Genomic DNA, 16,429 nt, shown 5'->3' with positions numbered 1-16,429 from the left:
CTTCGGCCGTGGAGCCGGGTCGGATCCGGCGGGCTTGGTGCTGGTCATGAGGGGGTGGTTCTCCTGTCGTGCCCTCTCAGGCTAACCCGCCGAAGCGGGGCGTCTCACCCAAGGCTGACAGAGAGGGGGCGCCCACCGCGAAGGCGACCGCCCCGACTGGCTCGGCTGGTACGGCGAGGCCCAGCTCAAGTCCACCGAGGGCAAGATCATGCTGCGCTCCGGCTTCCCCGAGCGAGCCACCAGCGCCCTCGCCGTAGCGATCGACCAGGCGGTACCGCGCGACCGGGCTGTCCGCTCCGGCCGCCTCGCCACAGCACGACTGGCAGCCCGAGACCTCGACGGCGCTCTCGATGCCGCCAACGTCGGTCTGGAACTGCTGGAGAACCGCATCCGCTCCGACCGGGCACACGTCCGGCTGACCAAGTTCAACCGCTACCTCGAACCGCACTCCGCGGTGCCTGCCGTACGAGAGTTCCGCGACCGACTGTCGGCTCTGCCCGCTTCGGGCTGACAGCACGAGAACCAGTGCAGCTCAGGGGATCTTCCGCAGTCGTTGCTGGACGGCACCGGTCTCGGCCAGGGCCGCATCAACCATCTCGAACGGGACGATCTGGGTGAGTTCCCCCCAGGTGACCTGGGGCGAACAGGCCCTTGGCTACCACGATTTCACGCGTGATGACACACTGATCCGACAGCGGAGCCTCCGGTGTTGTGAACGGCTGTCTTGGTCGACTGCCAGTTCTACCGGGGCTCCGCTCCTCACGTCCGGAGCCGCCGCAGATCAGAGCGCACTTGCCAACACCACCGGAGCCGTAACTTCACGGCCGTGTCCTAAAGCGGGTGTCGCAGGTGCGACCGGTGCGGGTGGTGAAGACGTAGTCCGACTCCCCCCACGTCTCCCCCGCCTGGCAGCGCACCAGCCCGACGCCGGCCGAGAAGTACACCGAGCATCCGGCCGTGGCCCTGAAGGAGATCGGCGTCCGCCCGACCTGGCGGAAGACCGGCACCGCCCGCCGCATCCACGACGCCCTCCTCGCCATCCGCGACGAGCCGTACGTGACGCTCATGGTCAGCCCTGCCGCCGGGGACGGAAAGGTCCACGCGCTCTACGAGTCATGGGGATACGAGGACATCGGCCAGAGCCAGCCGTCACCGGCCTCGGCGATACTCACAGTCATGATCCGAGCCAGCCACTGACCGGCCCCACATCTCCATCCGACCGCGAGGCCAGGTCGCTCCTGTGCGCTTGGCTCTGGCCGATGACGGCACGGTTCCGTTCGGTCGCGGACATGCCGAACTCCCGGCCGTCGGCGCTGGACAGCCAGTCCCGCTGGACGAGCGGCTTGAGCTGACACCGCACACCCTCCTGCCGTTGCGGCACACACCGCGACTCACCTCCAGCGCCGGCACCTGCGCCGGCAGGGCTCTTTGCCTCCGCGTCGCCCGGCGCCTCCTTGTCGCCGGACAGGCTGCAGGAAACAGCAGCCTGGCCGGTATCACCGCGCAGTTCCTGTGCGACCTCGCTGCCGACACGCCGGCGGGTGATCTCCCTGTCCACCTGGTCCGCTTCCTACTCCAGAGCCATGATCCGCTGCCGGAGCTCGACGGCACGGGCTTCGAAGGCGCGCAGTCGGCGCGTCATGACAGCAGCGGGCGTGGGCACAGCAGATGCTCCGGGCCTGGCACCGAAGACACCACCACCCTGCACCCCCCACAAAGATCACAAACCGCAAACATGCAGCTCAGACACCTGATCATGGAGAACCAGCTAGCGGTCCCTCCGGGCTGTCCGCGCCGCTCGGCCGAACTGCGCAGCAGAGTCGCCGATCGGATCAAAGCCTGGTTGCCGGTGTTCCGGGGCCAGCTCCAGATCCGGATCGGGATGCCGGTGCGGATGACGGCCGCCCGGTCTCTCCCGGGGCGTCCGCGCCGCTCGGTGGCGCGGACGGAGTCGACCGGCACCGGGGGTGACGCTAGCGAACTTCGAGGCCGAGCACGAAGCCGTCGAAGTCGAACCCGTTGGTATCCAGCGCCAGGGGGCTGCGCCCCCCGCCCTGACCGGCCCACGGTGTGAACGCCGGCACCCCGGGCACTCCCTTGTCGACGGCCGTCACCGAGATCCGGAAGTCCACCAGGGACGCGGACGAGGGCCAGGCCCGGGTGTCGAGGAAGAGCCGGTACTCGTCCGGATCCCAGCCGTTGTCGTCGGTGACGAAGTCGGACTGGCCGCCGCCGGCGCTGGCCCACGGCGTGTACTGCACGGGTCCGAGGTGGCTGCCCTTGTCCATGGCCTGGGCGCCGATGCGGAAGTCCCGGCCGATCAATGGATCGCCGGGGTTGGTCTCCAGATTGAGGCGGACGGCGTCGGGGTCGAATTTGTTCGCGTCACCGGCCCAGGCCGAGACGCTGTTGCCGAACTTGACGTTGTTGGTGAACTGTTCCTGACCGAACTGGGAGGCGCCACCGTCGTCGGCCAGCTGGATTCCCAGACGGAAGGTGGCGAGTTCGGCCGAATGGGCGTGAGCCGGGCTCGCGAGGAGCGACGCGGTGGCGGCGGCGGCAACCAACCCGGCGATCGATGCGGTTCTCACTCTCACCGTATTCCCCTTCCCGAGGGCCTCGCGGCGATTTCGCGAGGCGCCCGAGGGACAGTAGTGACGGGAGTCCACATGGGGAAGGTGCCATGGAGCCAAGTCGGCCAGCCGGGACGCGACGGTTCACTTCCGGCCGTCGACCGCCGGCGGTCGGTGGCCGGGGAGACCCCGGGCGGCGGCCCGGTGGCCGCGCCGGGGGGCACGGCCGCCTGGCCGTCCCTCTCGGCCGCCCGACCAGGCCGAGGCCGTGATCGGGTATCGAAGCCGCCGCGCGCGACGCTCGAGGGGTGGTCAGCAGGTTCGCCCACTCCCCGATGGCGGGCCGTTCGGCGAGGGCGGCCACGGAGATGTCGGGTCCGTGTGCGTCGCGCCAGCGCCCGACCAGGGCCATCAGGCGGACGGAGTCGAGTCCGGAGTCGACGAGGTTCTCGTCGCCGGGAAGGTCGTCGACGGACTCGCCGAGCACCTCGGCCATGTCCTCGCGCATCTGTTCCACGGTGAGCGCCTGGTTCTTGGCCCGTCCCTCGACGACCAGGTGGCCGGTCTCGGTCAGGCGCACGATGTCGCCGGTGCGGCCCGAAGACCTGCTGCTGGAGGGTGCAGCCGATGGCGGGGCGCATCCGCCGGGCGGCCTGCTCGCTGAACTTGGCCCCGCCCACCAGGCCGGGCCGGGGCGCTCCGGGGCACTTCGGGGCGGGCCGGGCAGGTTCGAAGCCCTCCGAAGCGCTCCGAAGCGCTCCGGGGCGGTCCGGAAGCGGATCGGAAGCAGATCGGTTCTGGGCACGGAAGCGGCGGCGCTGGTCGCATCGGATGCGTCAACCGCTATTCCGCGCGCCGCCGTCCATCGTCGCCCCCGCGGCGGGCCCGTCGCGTACACACGTACGGCACGGACCCCGTGAGGCCTTCGGGGCGGGTGCGCCGCACTGCCGTGACCTCTGGAGAACCCCATGACCGACCCAGGGCTGCCACCGTACGCGAAGCATCCCGAGCCGCCGGCCACCCACCGTCCGCCGCCTTCCTACCGCGCCCCGGGGCTGATTCCTCCGAGCGGTCCCAGCCGTACCTGGGGACTCGCGGTCACCGCCGCACCACTGCTGCTCGCCCTGATGACGACCCTGACGGGCAGCCTGGCCGAGGGCTCCACCTCGTCCGCCTCCCCCGGCTCGTCGGGGTCGTCAGCATCGTCGGGGTCGTCGGGGTCGTCGGGGAGGTCGGGATCCGGCGTCTTCGGTTCGGACTCCTTCGGCTCGGACCGTGCACGCACATCCGACCACCCGACCCGCACCCCCCCGACGACGGGCCCCGCATGGCGGTACGGCGGCACCGACACACCGGACGCCCCGCCCACCCCCGAGGCCACCACGACCGGCAGCTACCGCGACGACGGCTACGCCGACCCGACGGGCACCGCACCGGGCACTCCGGGCGCCGCGAACGCGACCAGGGGCCCCGGCGATGTCGTCACCGCCTACTTCGAAGCGATCAACAAGCGCGACTACCGGACGGCCTGGGCTCTCGGCGGCAGCAATCTGGAGTCCGGATACGACCGCTTCGTCTCGGGCTACGCCGACACCGAGCGGAACGCCATCGAGATCAGGTACGTGCAGGGCACCAGGGTGCGGCTGACCATCGAGGCCCTCCAGTCCGACGGCAGCACCCGCTCGTACAACGCCCTCTACACCGTCCGCGGCGGTGTGATCAGCAGCGGCACGGCGACCCGGACCGACTGACACCCACCCTGCGTGCCCGGAGCGGTGCGCCCACCTGAGCGGAGCGGGAACCACCATGGCCACAGAAGAGTTGTCCCCCCCACCCCCCGGCACGCCGCCGCAGCGGCCGCCGGTACACCGCGAGTACGCGCGCACCAGAGCCACCCGGCTGCTGTCAGCGGGCGCCTACCTCGATCCCGGCTACCGGAAGGCGGTCATCCGGGAACTCCTGGACGGTCATGTCCGGGTCGTGGCGCCCTCCTTCGGCTACGACGCCGTGTCGGTCCTTGCCCACGCCCTCGCCGCGCGCAGGCTGCAGAGGATCCAGTGGGCAACGGCGGGCGTCTCGGCGGCCGTGGTCTGGCTGCTGACGACCAGCGGGGTGCTCACCGGGTCCCTCGGCTTCCTGGTGCTGATCTGGTTGCCGTGGGCGGCGGCCTATCTGCGCAGGATCGTGACCCTGCACATCCTCATGACCCGGCTGCGGGAGAACGGGCCGGACGGCGGCTTCGACGGGGCGTGTCCGTCGCATGTGCGGCTGACCGCCGGACTCGCCCACAAGATCGACCACGAGCAGGCCGGCCGCAGCGGCATGGTCTTCTACGGCGGCTACCGGCCCTTCGTCGGGGCGGGCCTGCAGGTGCACGACTGGTCCTACGCGCAGTTGCTGCTGGGCGCGCCGAGGACCCGGTTGATGGCGCGCAAGAGTGAGAACGGCATGCCTCCCGACCTCGACACCATCGAGCGCAGGCAGGTCGTCCCGTTCACCGTCGACGACATCACCCGCCAGATCGCCGCCCGGATGAACGCCGATCTCCGCGACGAGGCGCGCCCCGACGAGCGGATCGACGGGCTGACGGTGGAGCAGCGCCGCTACTCCACGGCGATCCGCACCAATGACCGCACCCAAGGCCCCGGCTGGTCCGAACTGCCCGGCGTGGACGCCCTGCCCGGCATCCACTGGCGCGAGGACTACGACGCCGCCCGCGAGTACCTGTGCGTACGCGTCGGGTCGTGGGACGAGGAGCTGGTGACCTCGATGTTCGTCGGGTTCGACATCAGGGGCAACACCCTGCACACCGAGTTCCACACCTATGTGCTCGGCCCGCTCGTCAAGGACTTCCACCTCGTCGACCAGCTGCCCAGCGCCATCGACGGGCGGCTGGCGCTACGGGTGGCGTGGGACATGCTGACGGCCATGGTGCGCTGGTGCGTCGCTCTGGCGGTCTGGCCGCTGTGGCTGATCCCTGTGCGCTTCCTGCCGACGTGGGCCGTCCCGTGGATCCAGCCGTGGCAGGCCAGAAGGGCCCGAAGGGTGATGGCCGAGCGGCTGCTCGGCGACGAGCACGCGGACACCAGCGAGTTCGGGCTCGGCCGCTACATCAGCCCGTGGCGCAACTGCGGGGCCGTGGCCAGTGTCAGGGAACTGGCCACCAGCGAGACCTACCACCACTTCTTCCAGCACACGGACGCGACCAAGTACACGGAGATCGTGGAGCGCCGGCTGCTCGAGAACATCCGTGCGTTCCTCGACGAGCACGACGTGGACCTCGCCGAGCACGACCGGGCGCAGACCAACATCCTGCTGGGCGACAACAGCCAGAACTTCTTCGGCGGCACCAACAGCAACATCGCGCACAACTACCAACCCCCCCAACCGCGTTCATCATGAGGAACAGGAAGTCGAACATGAGCCAGGGCTACACCACCGGCGAGAACAACCAGAACTTCTTCGGCGGCACGAACAGCAATATCGGATACAACGTCCACAACACCCCACAGCAGCAGCAGCAGCCGGCCGGCGGGCAGGAGGCGGCGCGCGCGGCGCAGGCGCAGGCGCAGGCGCAGGCGGACCACGGCCGCAGCCGCAGCGTCTTCGTCGTGCACGGCCGCGACGAGGAGGTCCGCACGGCGATGTTCGGGCTGCTGCGCCGGCTCGACCTGCGCCCCTTGGAGTGGGAGCGACTGGTCCGAGGCGCCGGGGGAACCGCTCCGTTCCTCGGCGAGGTCGTCGAGAAGGCGCTGTCGCAGGCCCAGGCCGCGTTGGTCCTGCTCACACCGGACGACGTCGCCATGCTCCATCCGCACCTGATGGGGTTCAACGAGCAGCCCCACGAGGTGCGGTTGACCGGGCAGCCGCGTCAGAACGTCCTGATCGAACTCGGTATGGCGCTGATGGCCTACCCGGAGCGGACGATCATCGTGCAGGTAGGCCAGGTACGGCCCGCCTCGGACCTCGCGGGCCGCAACGTGGTCCATTTCGACGGCTCAGAGGCCGCCGTCTCGAAGATCGTCGAACGGCTCAAGGGGGCCCACTGCGATCTCGACGACACCCGGCCCGACTGGCGGGACATCTCGTACTTCACGCGCCTGGCGGCGTACCACCGACTGGCCTGAGGGGCGGCGGGCAGGGGGCGGAGCGCCGGGTTCCGCCCCCTGCCCGCGTCCGCCCACAGGTCTGCCGACGGAGGTCTGCCGCACCTTGTCCACGAAAGCCGCCGACGGGGGCGCTCACGGCGCCGGGACCACTCCCGCGCTACCGGCCCGGCTCCGAGGCCAGGGCGTCCAGGAACGCGGCCAACTCGCGCATGTCGACGCCCGCCAGTTGCTCAGGGCGTATCACCAGGCGCAGTTCGCGGCAGATCGCGCGCTCCCGGGACCGGGCCACGAACGACATCAGGATCAGCCGCAGGAGGCTGTCCCGGTCGAGGTGGCCGAGACGCGCCAGGCCGGAGCCGGTCAACGGCATGGCAACGCTGTCCAGTTGGGCGTGCGCGCGCAAGGCGTCCCACAGTCCGCCGAGGCCCCGCCACAGATCCTCCACACAGGAGGCGGCCACATAGTCGTTGCCGATCCTGCTGTAGGCCACACCGAAGACCAGCCGCGGTCGAGTGCCGAGTACGGCAACGGTTCCGATCGGATAGCGGTCGAGTTTGCCGAGTGGCTTGTCCGCCCGGGCCTCGCGCGCCACGGGTTCCGCCGACGCCAGTGCCGCGCTCAACTCCGCGTCCAGCCGGTGCACGTCGCCGCCGTATCCGCGGTCCAGCAGCTGGGCTTGCAGACTGTCGCCGTGGATGACGCGGCCGCCCGCCGAGAGGGTGTCGAAGGTGTCGCAGAACCCTATGACCAGGTGGGCCGACTGGTCGAGCAGGTCACCCGCCTCGACGACCACCGACATGTCGGGCCGCCGGAACTCCTGCTGCACCCGGGCTGCCGGTCGCGCCCGCAGCAGCCCCCAGCCCAGGCACGCCCCCACCGACAGCCCGACGGCCACACCGGAACCGATGTGCGGTACGAACGGACCGACGACCTGCAGCACGGCGGACAGTCCGCCGAACGCCACCATCGTGTCGCGTACGAAGACCTGGCGGGCGCGCCGCGTCCCGCGGGGCAGATGGGGGCGAAGGCGGAGAGGGAAGCGGAAGCGCAGACGGGAAGGGAGGCACGAAAGGAAGGGGAGGCGGAAGGGGAAGCGGAGGGGAAGGCGGAGGGGAAAGGGGAGGCGCGGGCGGCGGTGGGGGCGGGGGCGAGTCACCCGCCGTCGCGGACGAAACCGGGGGCGCGGGACGGGGCCCGGGACAGGGCCCTGCCGGGAGGGATCGGGGGATCCTATCGGGTCCCTCGCATCCGGACGGCCGGAATCACCCGAACTCACGGTTACCCCACGACCTGATGGTAATCTTCCGGTCACCAATGCCTGACGCAGAGTGACGCACAACCACCGGGGGGCGACGGGGATGGCCGGTGCGGAAGCACGTGTCCGAGTAAGGGTCCTGGGCTCGGTCCAGCTCGAAGTCGACGGAACTCCGGTGCGGTTGACGCCGCTGACCGTACGGCTGCTGGTCCGCCTGGTGGCGGCCGAGGGCGAGGCGGTACCGGTGCGGCAGCTGCGCCGCGACGTATGGGGGCTCGCGGACGAACCCCGCCATCTCGACCAGCGCAACCGCAACGAGGTCCAGAAGCGGGTCCTGGAGCTGCGGCGGGCCCTGGCGCCCGGCCAGGACAGCGCCGGTGCGAGCATCCTGCGCACCGAACAGCTGGTCACCGTGCAAGGACCGGAGACCGCCTACCGTCTGGTGCTGCGACCCGAGGAACTGGACAGCGCGCGGTTCACCGCGATCGTCAGCCACGCCCTGCTCGCGCCACCGGCGACCGCGGCGCACCGGCTGGCGGAGGCCCTGTCCATGGTACGCGGCCGGCCACTGGCCGAGGTCAACGGCGAGGGCTTCGCGGTGCCCCTCGTCTCGCGCCTGATGGGGCTTCAGGAATCGGCTCGGCGTGAGCTGGTGAACGCGCAGGTTGCGCTCGGGCGTCCCGAGCTCGCGCTGCCGGTGGCCGAGCGGATCGCGTACGACCATCCCGAGGACGCCGAGGCCGCTCGATCCCTCGACGGGCTCCGCGCCCAGCTCCGCGCCCGCCATGGAGCGGAACTCCTGCGGCACCGGGTGCCGATGCCCGATCAGCGGACCGATGTGGTGCTGCTGCGCGGCGATCTGTTCGACCAGGAGGACTGCAATCTGGTGGTCGGATTCTCCGACACCTTCGACACCGAGACCGCCGAAGACCTCGTGATCAGCCGTGAGAGCGTGCAGAGCCAGCTCGTCGACCGGCTGTTCGCCGGACGGCGCCGCCAGCTGGACGACAAGCTGCGGACGGGGCTGCGCGGTATGAAGGTCGTGGGCACCGAGAGCGTCCGGTCCAAACCGCTGGGCCGACGGGTGCGCTATCCGCTCGGCACCACGGTAGCGGTGCCGATCGACGGCCGCCGGGTGTTCGCCATCGCCTATTCGCAGCTCGGCAACGATCTGGTGGCCAGATCGAGCGACCGTGACCTGCGCCTGGGGCTGGAGAATCTCTGGGCCTCGGTGGCCGTGCACGGCCTGTTCAAGCCGGTCGCCATACCGCTGATCGGTTCCGGACTGGCCCGTGTCACGAATCTGGATCGGGGCCAGCTGGTCGCCCTCATCGTGGATTCCTTCATCGAAGCCTGCCACCGCCACCCCGCTCTCACCCCCGAACTCCGCGTCGTGATCCGGCCCCAGGAACTGGCCCAGACCGACCTGGCGTCGGTGGAGCAGCGCTTCCAGGAACTCGTACTCGGCCTGCGCGCGACGGACTGAGGGGTGTACGGCTCCCCTGCGGGGCACGGAGGGGAGTTCCGTGGTGGCTCCGGTGGTGCCGTGACCTGACGGTGGACCGGCCGTGGCACCACGGACCAGCGGGGGACCGGCGTGGGCGCCTCTGTCCGACGGCAGTTCGGCCCCAGCACCGGGGGCCGACGGCGAAGGTGAGGCCGGGCCCAGGCGCGGACGCCTCGCCCGGGACGGCCGGCTGCTCCGCATCTCCCCCAGTTCCCCCATCACGGGCTCCCGCCATCCGGGCCACGCGCCACTGCGCCCGGCCTCACCGCGGTCCACGAGACCATCCGGGCCGCTTCCGCCGGTACCCGTCGACCGCTTCCGATCCGGTTCCGACGCGTTGCCTGTACCGGTCACGGTTCCGACGCGGTTCCCGTCCCGGCCTCGTGACCGACCCGGTTCCGGCTCCGGCCACGTTGTCGATGCGGCCACGTTGTCGATGCGGCCACGTTGTCGATGCGGCTCCGGCTCCGGCTCCGGCTCCGGCTCCGGCTCCGGCTCCGGCTCCGGCTCCGGCTCCGGCATGATCATGACCGGTGCATGCCACTCGGCATGGCGGGGAAGCCTCCCCGCCTTCCGTCGACGGTGAGACGCATCACATCACGGCGCAGCGCCGCGACGAGTTCCTCTCCGGATGGGAGGGTCGCCGGATCACCCCCTCCGCAGTGGACCGTCTCCGGTCAGCAGGGTGATGTGCGGCACCCCGGTCCCGGGGTGCGCGGTCACCTCGGCGTCGACGCGGTAGACGTCGGCCAGCAGTTCGGCCGTGAGGACATCGGCGGGGGATCCGGTGGTCACCACACGGCCGCCGTCCATCACGCAGATCCGGTCGCAGAACGCGGCCGCCAGGTTGAGGTCGTGGAGCGCGACGACGGCCGTCACACCGAGTCGGCGGAGCAGGCGCAGGGTGTCGAGCTGGTGGCGCAGGTCGAGGTGGTTGGTCGGCTCGTCCAGCACCATCGTTCCCGCGCACTGGGCGAGCGCACGGGCGATGAGCACCCGCTGCTTCTCCCCACCCGACAGCCCCCCGAAGGGGGCGTGGGCGAGTCCTGCGGCGCCGAGTGCGTCCAGCGCGGCCGTGATGACGGCGCGGTCGTCGGCGTCGTCCCCATCGAAGGGCCGCTTGTGCGGGGTACGGCCCATGGCCACGACGTCGTACGCCGAGAGCCCGAAGTCCCCGGCGGACTCCTGGAGGACGGCCGCCAGCAGGCGTGCCAGGCTCTTCCCGGACATCCGCCGCACGTCCTCACCGTCCACCAGCACCCGTCCCGAGGTGGGGCGCAGAGCCCGGTAGACCGTACGCAGCAGGGTGGACTTCCCCGCGCCGTTGGGGCCGACCAGCCCCACCACCTCGCCGGGGGCCGCCCGCAGCGACGCCCGCTCCACCAGCGTCCGTCCGTCCACGTCGACCGAGACCTCCTCGACGGCCAGCGTGCCGGGCGCCGCCGCGGCGAGCACGGCCGCAGCCGCGGTGGTCTGTGTCATACCGGCCTCCGTCTCATCAGCCACAGGAAGAAGGGGCCGCCGACCAGGGCGGTGAGGATGCCCACGGGAATCTCCTCCGGGCTCACGAGGGTGCGCGCGGCGAGGTCGGCGGCGATCAGGAAGGCCGCGCCGAGCAGCGCGGCGGCGGGCAGCGCACGGCGGTGGTCGGCGCCGACGACGAGCCGCACGACGTGCGGCATGATCAGGCCGACGAAGCCGATCTGGCCGCTGACCGCCACGATGGTGCCGATCATGAGTGCCACCAGTGTGAACAGCGCGGCGCGGAACCGGTGGACGTCCAGGCCGAGCGCCACGGCGGCCTCCTCCCCCGCGAGCAGGAGGTTGAGCGGACGGCACACACCGAGCAGGACGGCCGTGCCGAGAAGGACGGCGCCGACGGGAATCCACACCACCGACCAGGTGGTGCCGGCCAGTCCGCCGAGCATCCAGCGCAGCGCCGACTGCGTCTTGTGCGGGTCGTCGGAGGTGACGATCAGAAAGCTCGCCAGCGCGGACAGCACCTCCGCCGTCGCCACACCCGCCAGCACCAGCCGCACGGAGGTCATCCGCCCACCGGACCGGGCCAGGAAGTAGACGGCGACCAGGGCTGCGAGTGCGCCGAGGAACGCGGCCACCGGCAGGGAGAACACCCCGAACAGGGTGAGGTTGCCGACGACGACCAGCACGGCGCCGACCGAGGCCCCCGACGAGATCCCGAGCAGCATCGGGTCCGCCAGGGGATTGCGCACCAGGGCCTGCAGGGCCATTCCGGACACCGCCAGGCCCGCTCCGACGACACCGGCCAGCAGTACCCGGGGCAGCCGCACATCGATGACGATCGTCTCGCGGACCGGTGTCCAGTCCGGGTCGGCCAGCGCCGGATGCACCCGGTGCAGCAGGATGCCCCAGACCTGGTCGGCGGGGACGGTGACGGATCCGGCCGCGATCCCGAACGTGGCCGAGACCGCGACGAGCGCGCCAAGCAGCGCCAGCACCAGCGGGTAGGGGATCTTGGGGCGGCCCGGGGCAGGGGCCGTCCCGGGCGCCGTCCGGGCGCCGGGCCCACCGGGCCCACCGGGCCCACCGGTGGCCTTCGTCCTCTCGGCCGCGCCGGTGGCGCCGGCCGCGACGATCGCTCGGGCCACACCGGCCGCGCCCGTCGCACCCGTCGGGTCGGTCGGGTCGGTCGGGTCGGTCGGGTCGGTCGGGTCGGTCGTGCGGGTCATTTGAAGCGGTCCGGGTGGATCTGGCGGGCCAGGGACTCGACGCCGGAGGGCACCCGGACGCCCAGCACCGTGGACGACAGCGGGAGTACCGCGAACCGCTCGTTCTCGATGGCGGGTACGTCCTTGAGCGCAGGGTTGGCCAGCAGGAACTTCTTCTTGTCCTCGACCGGCTGGTCGCCGTAGTCGTAGATGACGACGACCTCGGGCATACGCTCGGCCACCTGCTCGAACGACACGTCGCCGAACGCCTTGTCCAGGTCGGCGAAGAGGTTCACGCCACCGGCCTGTCTGATCATCTCGTTGCCGACCCCCGCCCCGCCCGCGGTGAAGGCGGTCTTGTCGCCGCTGTCGTAGACGAAGACCCTGACCGGGGCGGCTCCGGCGATCTTGTCCTCCACCGCCTCCAGGGTGCCGTGGAGCTTCCTCAGCTGCTGCTCGGCCCGATCGGGCACACCGAAGATCTCGGCCACGTTCCGGATCTCCCGGTCCATCGCGGCCATCGTCACAGGCCCGGTCGGGCACTCCTCGATATTGAGGTAGGAGTCGATCCCGGCCTTGGTCAGGGCAGCTCGGCCGCGGCCCGCCTTCTCGTCGAAGGTGCTGGCGAAACCGCCGTAGACGAAGTCCGGTTCGGCCGCCAGCAGCGTCTCGAAGGACGGGTACTCCCTGGCGATGGCCTTGATGCCGTCATACGCCTCCCGGTACTCGGGGAGGATCTCGTCGTCGAGATAGGCCGTGCCCACCATCGACTTCTCCAGTCCCAGCGCCAGCATGACCTCGGTCGCATGCTGGTTCAGGGACAGCGCGCGCTGCGGCGGCCGCTGGTAGGTGGTCTTCACACCGCAGTTGGAGACGGTCACGGGGAAGCCCTCGGCGGCCGGCCCGGCGGCCTGGGCGGCGTTGTCCCGGGTGGCGCTCCCGCCGCAGCCGGATATCAGCAGGGCCACGGCGGCCATGGCCGTCAGCAGGGATACGGGGCGCTTGCCCATCGTAGGGGTCCTCTCACCACGGCACGGTCCGGGCAGTGGTCCGGGCCGTGCCGGATTCGGGTAGGCGGGGCGGGGTGCGGGAGGCAGAACGGAATCGGATAGGCGAGCGGATCCGGGGAGACCGGCCGACCCGGGAGGCGAGCGGACCCGGGGAGACCGGCCGACCCGGGAGGCGAGCGGACCCGGGGAGACCGGCCGACCCCTGGCGGCAGGGCGGAAGTCACCCCGGCGCGCGAGGCCGAGGGCCCGCCCGGTCAGCCCGCGTCGCGGAGCGGCGCGGACCGGGCGCGGCGCGGCGGGGTGAAGGCGTAGAGGTCCAGGACGTCCGTGAGCGCGGCGACGCCGGGACCGCCTGCCCGTACCCAGGCGGCGATGTCCTCGGTGGCGGCGGGGTCGTTGACGAGGCCGAACCAGACCGGTCTGCCGCCTGCGGCGCGTCCCTCGGACGACGGCTGCACCACGATCACGTTCGCCTGGTCGCACACGTCGAGGCAGTCGGTGACCCGGACCGGGGCGTCCTCGGCGAGGCGCGCTGTCTGCTCGCCGTGGTCGAGGCCGGTCACCTTGGGGCTGCCGCAGCAGCAGTCCCGGCACACCACGACCCGGCACGGCACCGAACCGCCGCACGGTACATCAACGGGCATCACGACATGCCCTCCTCTCCGGGGAGATCCGCCCCAGTCGTGTCGAGGAGGCGACCGCGTGAGTCTCCTGGCTCTCGGGTCAGTGCTCGTCCCGGCCTTCCCACCCGCACACGGGCAGTGGTCTGTTCGGGATCCGCTCGCCGATCACAGTGGCGGGACCGCGCCGGATTCACACCGGCTTCCTCGTTCCGCCGTCGCCTTGTTCACGGACATCATCGCAGAAGGACCCGTCATGTCCTACGCCCGCGGTGGACCGGGCACGGGCAACCGCCGCACGCGCCCCTCGCGCACAGGCGGTGCGCGGCACCGAGGGCTTGCACGCACCCTGGACAGGCGACCCGTCCGTGGTCGCGAGGCGGTGGGCCGCATCGGCGGGTTCCGGTGGGACGTTGCGGGGGAACGGCGTCGGGAAGCGGTACGCTCCGGTGCCCGGGACCGGTCCAGATGGCTGGTTTCCGCACGCTGCCACCGGGACAGCCGGTGGATCTCCAGTGGGAAGCCCCCGGCCTCAGCCAGGACGGGTACGACTACCGCGCGGTGAGCATCGTGCCCCGGCCCGGGTGACCGCAACGGTCCGGGCCGGCCAGGGCTGCGGCGCGGCCGCGGCCGCAACGGACCTCCGCCGACCGGGGTTCAGGGATCGTTGCGGTCACCCGGGCCGGGGTGTCAGGGACCGCCGGCCCGGGGGGCGGGGCCGGCCGGGCGGGCGTCAGCTGCGGCGCAGAACCGCGGTGGCCGTGCGCAGCCGCTGCTCGATCTCGCGCTGCTGCCCCGCCCGGGACGTCGGCAGCGAGACGCTGATGCCGAAGAGGGTGCCGTCCGTCGCCGCCGGCAGGGCCACCGCGAAGGAGACCAGCCCCACCTCGTACTCCTCGAGCGAGCGGGAGACTCCTTCGTCGCGGACCGCGTCCAGGGCCTTGGACAGCTGCGTCCAGGTGGTGTGGGTGGCGTCCGTCAGACGCTCGTAGGGCCCCCTCCCGACGAGTTCCAGCACTGCCTCGTCCGGCAGTTGGGCGAGCAGGCACTTGCCGAGCGCGGTGCAGTGCGCGGGCACCCGCAGCCCAGGCTCGGCCCGGGGGCTGAGCAGATGGCGGCCGGGCGCCGAGTCGAGGTAGACGACCTCGTTCCCGACCAGGGTGGCCAGGTTCGCGGTCTCCCCGGTGTCCTCCGCCAGCCTGCGCAGGATCGCGCGTGCCGCCTCGGACATGCCCATGCCCTCGATCAGCGGCCCGACCATCCGGGCCACCTGCGGGCCCAGTCGCAGTCTGCGGGTGCCCGCGGGGCGGGCCAGGAAGCCCTCGGCGACGAGGGTCGCGCACAGCCGGTGCACGGTGGGCAGGGGCAGGTCGAGGGCCTCCGCTATCTCGCTCTGGGTGAGTTCCGGATGTGCGTCGTCGAAGAGCCGCAGAATCGCGAGCCCCCGGGAGAGGGTCCGCGATCCCGCATCACGTGACTCGCTGATCTCTCAGTCCTCCCGCAGTCGGCCCAGGACGAAGCGCTGGAACGCCGAGATGGTGTGCTCCGAACCGAGGAGGAGCCGGCCGCGCTCCACCCCGCCGGACGAGGCCCCGCGCTGTACGGACTCCACCAGGTCGGTGTCCTCGGCCCCCACCTGGTCGTCGAAGGCGAGCATAGCCTTGATCCACGCCTCGTCGACGTCGTCGCCGAAGAAGTAGTCGAGGTATCCGGTCGTGCGCTCCGGGCCCGCCGGGTGCACCGGGCCGAAGGAGAGGTTCGGCTGCCCGGGGTTGACGTTGACCTTCAGGCTCGGCCAGACGAGATGGTACTGGCCCTCGACGACGGGACCCTGGACGGGATAGCCGGCCTCCCGGGGGATGTCCCGCACGACGCCGTGGTGGGTGGCGAAGGTGGGCCGCACCTCCAACTCGTAGGCGTCGGGGCTGACGTCGAGGACGTCGGCGAGGCCCGGGTGCGCGACCGGGCAGTGGTAGCACTCCAGGTAGTTCTCGACGGCGATCTTCCAGTTGGCCTCGATGGTGTAGTACACCCGGTGGTGGAAGCGCATCCGCTCCAGGTCGATGCCGCCGGCGGCGAGCAGTTCGGGCAGTTCGCCGAGCATCTCGGTGAGCGGGGCGGGCTCCGGGTCGAGGTGGACGAAGACGAACGGGCCCCAGGTGTCCACCGACGCGCGGCGCAGCCCCAGTTGCGAGGTGTCGAAGTCCGCCTCGCGGTCCCCGCGCGGCACCCCGCGCAGCGAGCCGTCGAGGCCGTACGTCCAGGCGTGGTAGAAGCACTGCAGGCTCTTGCGCGTGCCGCAGTCCTCGCGGACCACCTGGGCGCCGCGGTGCCGGCAGACGTTCACCAGCGCGTTGAGCCCGCCGGACCGGTCGCGGGTGACGACGATGGGGACGCCGCCGACCTCGCAGGTGAAGAACTGGCCCGGCTGGGCGACCTGGTCGGTGCGGCCGACGTAACTCCAGCTCCGCCGGAAGATCCGCTCCTGTTCCAGGGCGGTGATCGCGGGGTCGGCGTACCAGGTCCAGGGCAGGGTCTCGCCGCGGTCCAGGGCGGCGGAGCAGGCCTCGGCGTCGACGACCGCCGGGTGGTGGGCCCTCGGGTGGTGGGCCGCCGCGTGGTGGGCCGCCGGGTGGTGGGGCGCCGGGTGGTGGGTGGTCATCGCGGT

General features: G+C 71.5%; 15 protein-coding genes, 3 pseudogenes and 1 riboswitch. Of the genes and pseudogenes, 7 read left to right on the top strand and 11 right to left on the bottom strand.

Features of this window, described 5'->3' with window-relative positions:
- Positions 1-193: 193 nt before the first annotated feature.
- A pseudogene (locus SCWH03_RS21830) lies at positions 194-511 on the top strand (transcriptional regulator); the annotation flags it as partial.
- Positions 512-532: 21 nt separating this feature from the next.
- Here SCWH03_RS21830 and SCWH03_RS29310 read toward each other — a convergent pair.
- Entirely contained in the window at positions 533-595 is a 63-nt protein-coding gene (locus SCWH03_RS29310; protein WP_254076937.1) for a transposase domain-containing protein, read from the bottom strand.
- A gap of 296 nt (positions 596-891) precedes the next feature.
- On the opposite strand from SCWH03_RS29310, the pseudogene SCWH03_RS21820 reads away from it, so the two are divergent.
- Positions 892-1,197, top strand: a pseudogene (locus tag SCWH03_RS21820) (N-acetyltransferase); the annotation flags it as partial.
- Here SCWH03_RS21820 and SCWH03_RS21815 read toward each other — a convergent pair.
- From SCWH03_RS21815 to SCWH03_RS29300, 3 genes and pseudogenes are all read right to left on the bottom strand, one after another.
- Entirely contained in the window at positions 1,175-1,558 is a 384-nt protein-coding gene (locus SCWH03_RS21815) for a hypothetical protein (protein ID WP_216854780.1), read from the bottom strand. The pseudogene SCWH03_RS21820 and the gene SCWH03_RS21815 overlap by 23 nt on opposite strands.
- Positions 1,559-1,973: 415 nt before the next feature.
- Positions 1,974-2,591 (bottom strand): hypothetical protein, encoded by a 618-nt coding sequence (locus SCWH03_RS29305; RefSeq protein ID WP_254076938.1) that lies wholly within the window; start codon positions 2,589-2,591, stop codon positions 1,974-1,976.
- 295 nt (positions 2,592-2,886) lie between these two features.
- Positions 2,887-3,081, bottom strand: a pseudogene (locus SCWH03_RS29300) (phosphopantetheine-binding protein); the annotation flags it as partial.
- Between the two features lie 460 nt (positions 3,082-3,541).
- On the opposite strand from SCWH03_RS29300, the gene SCWH03_RS21800 reads away from it, so the two are divergent.
- From SCWH03_RS21800 to SCWH03_RS21790, 3 genes are read left to right on the top strand one after another with little or no spacing between them, the layout of a single operon-like run.
- Positions 3,542-4,324 carry a hypothetical protein gene (locus tag SCWH03_RS21800; RefSeq protein ID WP_254076934.1) on the top strand — a complete coding sequence of 261 codons (783 nt, stop codon included), beginning with the start codon at positions 3,542-3,544 and terminating at the stop codon, positions 4,322-4,324.
- 55 nt (positions 4,325-4,379) lie between these two features.
- Positions 4,380-5,975 (top strand): AbeC-like domain-containing protein, encoded by a 1,596-nt coding sequence (locus tag SCWH03_RS21795; RefSeq protein WP_173265981.1) that lies wholly within the window; start codon positions 4,380-4,382, stop codon positions 5,973-5,975.
- Entirely contained in the window at positions 5,972-6,700 is a 729-nt protein-coding gene (locus SCWH03_RS21790) for a TIR domain-containing protein (RefSeq protein ID WP_254076933.1), read from the top strand. Before SCWH03_RS21795 ends, SCWH03_RS21790 begins: the two co-directional genes overlap by 4 nt.
- Positions 6,701-6,839: 139 nt before the next feature.
- Here SCWH03_RS21790 and SCWH03_RS21785 read toward each other — a convergent pair whose 3' ends face one another.
- Positions 6,840-7,649 carry a macro domain-containing protein gene (locus SCWH03_RS21785; protein ID WP_254076932.1) on the bottom strand — a complete coding sequence of 270 codons (810 nt, stop codon included), beginning with the start codon at positions 7,647-7,649 and terminating at the stop codon, positions 6,840-6,842.
- Positions 7,650-8,112: 463 nt separating this feature from the next.
- Between SCWH03_RS21785 and SCWH03_RS21780 the strand changes: the two genes are divergently transcribed.
- Positions 8,113-9,423 (top strand): AfsR/SARP family transcriptional regulator, encoded by a 1,311-nt coding sequence (locus SCWH03_RS21780; RefSeq protein ID WP_254076931.1) that lies wholly within the window; start codon positions 8,113-8,115, stop codon positions 9,421-9,423.
- Positions 9,424-10,092: 669 nt separating this feature from the next.
- On the opposite strand, the gene SCWH03_RS21775 is transcribed toward SCWH03_RS21780, so the two are convergent.
- The 4 genes from SCWH03_RS21775 to SCWH03_RS21760 form a co-directional block, all read right to left on the bottom strand.
- Positions 10,093-10,926 (bottom strand): ABC transporter ATP-binding protein, encoded by an 834-nt coding sequence (locus tag SCWH03_RS21775; RefSeq protein ID WP_173265978.1) that lies wholly within the window; start codon positions 10,924-10,926, stop codon positions 10,093-10,095.
- Complete coding sequence (locus tag SCWH03_RS21770; protein ID WP_254076930.1) at positions 10,923-12,152, bottom strand: FecCD family ABC transporter permease; 1,230 nt, start codon at positions 12,150-12,152, stop codon at positions 10,923-10,925. The genes SCWH03_RS21775 and SCWH03_RS21770 overlap by 4 nt, the downstream gene beginning before the upstream one ends.
- Positions 12,149-13,141 (bottom strand): ABC transporter substrate-binding protein, encoded by a 993-nt coding sequence (locus SCWH03_RS21765; RefSeq protein WP_173265977.1) that lies wholly within the window; start codon positions 13,139-13,141, stop codon positions 12,149-12,151. The genes SCWH03_RS21770 and SCWH03_RS21765 overlap by 4 nt, the downstream gene beginning before the upstream one ends.
- A gap of 254 nt (positions 13,142-13,395) precedes the next feature.
- The gene (locus SCWH03_RS21760; RefSeq protein WP_173265976.1) at positions 13,396-13,785 is read right to left on the bottom strand and encodes a (2Fe-2S) ferredoxin domain-containing protein; all 390 of its coding nucleotides are present in this window, start codon (positions 13,783-13,785) and stop codon (positions 13,396-13,398) included.
- Positions 13,786-13,829: 44 nt separating this feature from the next.
- Positions 13,830-14,011: riboswitch (cobalamin riboswitch) on the bottom strand.
- A 155-nt stretch (positions 14,012-14,166) separates the two neighbouring features.
- Between SCWH03_RS21760 and SCWH03_RS21755 the strand changes: the two genes are divergently transcribed.
- Positions 14,167-14,349, top strand: a complete 183-nt coding sequence (locus SCWH03_RS21755; RefSeq protein ID WP_371872741.1) for a hypothetical protein — start codon at positions 14,167-14,169, stop codon at positions 14,347-14,349.
- A gap of 145 nt (positions 14,350-14,494) precedes the next feature.
- Here SCWH03_RS21755 and SCWH03_RS21750 read toward each other — a convergent pair whose 3' ends face one another.
- The gene (locus SCWH03_RS21750; RefSeq protein WP_272491099.1) at positions 14,495-15,247 is read right to left on the bottom strand and encodes an IclR family transcriptional regulator; all 753 of its coding nucleotides are present in this window, start codon (positions 15,245-15,247) and stop codon (positions 14,495-14,497) included.
- Between the two features lie 3 nt (positions 15,248-15,250).
- Positions 15,251-16,423 (bottom strand): aromatic ring-hydroxylating oxygenase subunit alpha, encoded by a 1,173-nt coding sequence (locus SCWH03_RS21745; protein ID WP_254076929.1) that lies wholly within the window; start codon positions 16,421-16,423, stop codon positions 15,251-15,253.
- Positions 16,424-16,429 lie beyond the last annotated feature (6 nt).

Origin of the sequence: Streptomyces pacificus (genome assembly GCF_011766325.1) — a bacterium.
Taxonomy (GTDB): Bacteria; Actinomycetota; Actinomycetes; order Streptomycetales; family Streptomycetaceae; genus Streptomyces; species Streptomyces pacificus.
The sequence above is the reverse complement of the archived record's forward strand: the minus strand, read 5'-3'. Positions and strand labels throughout refer to the sequence as shown.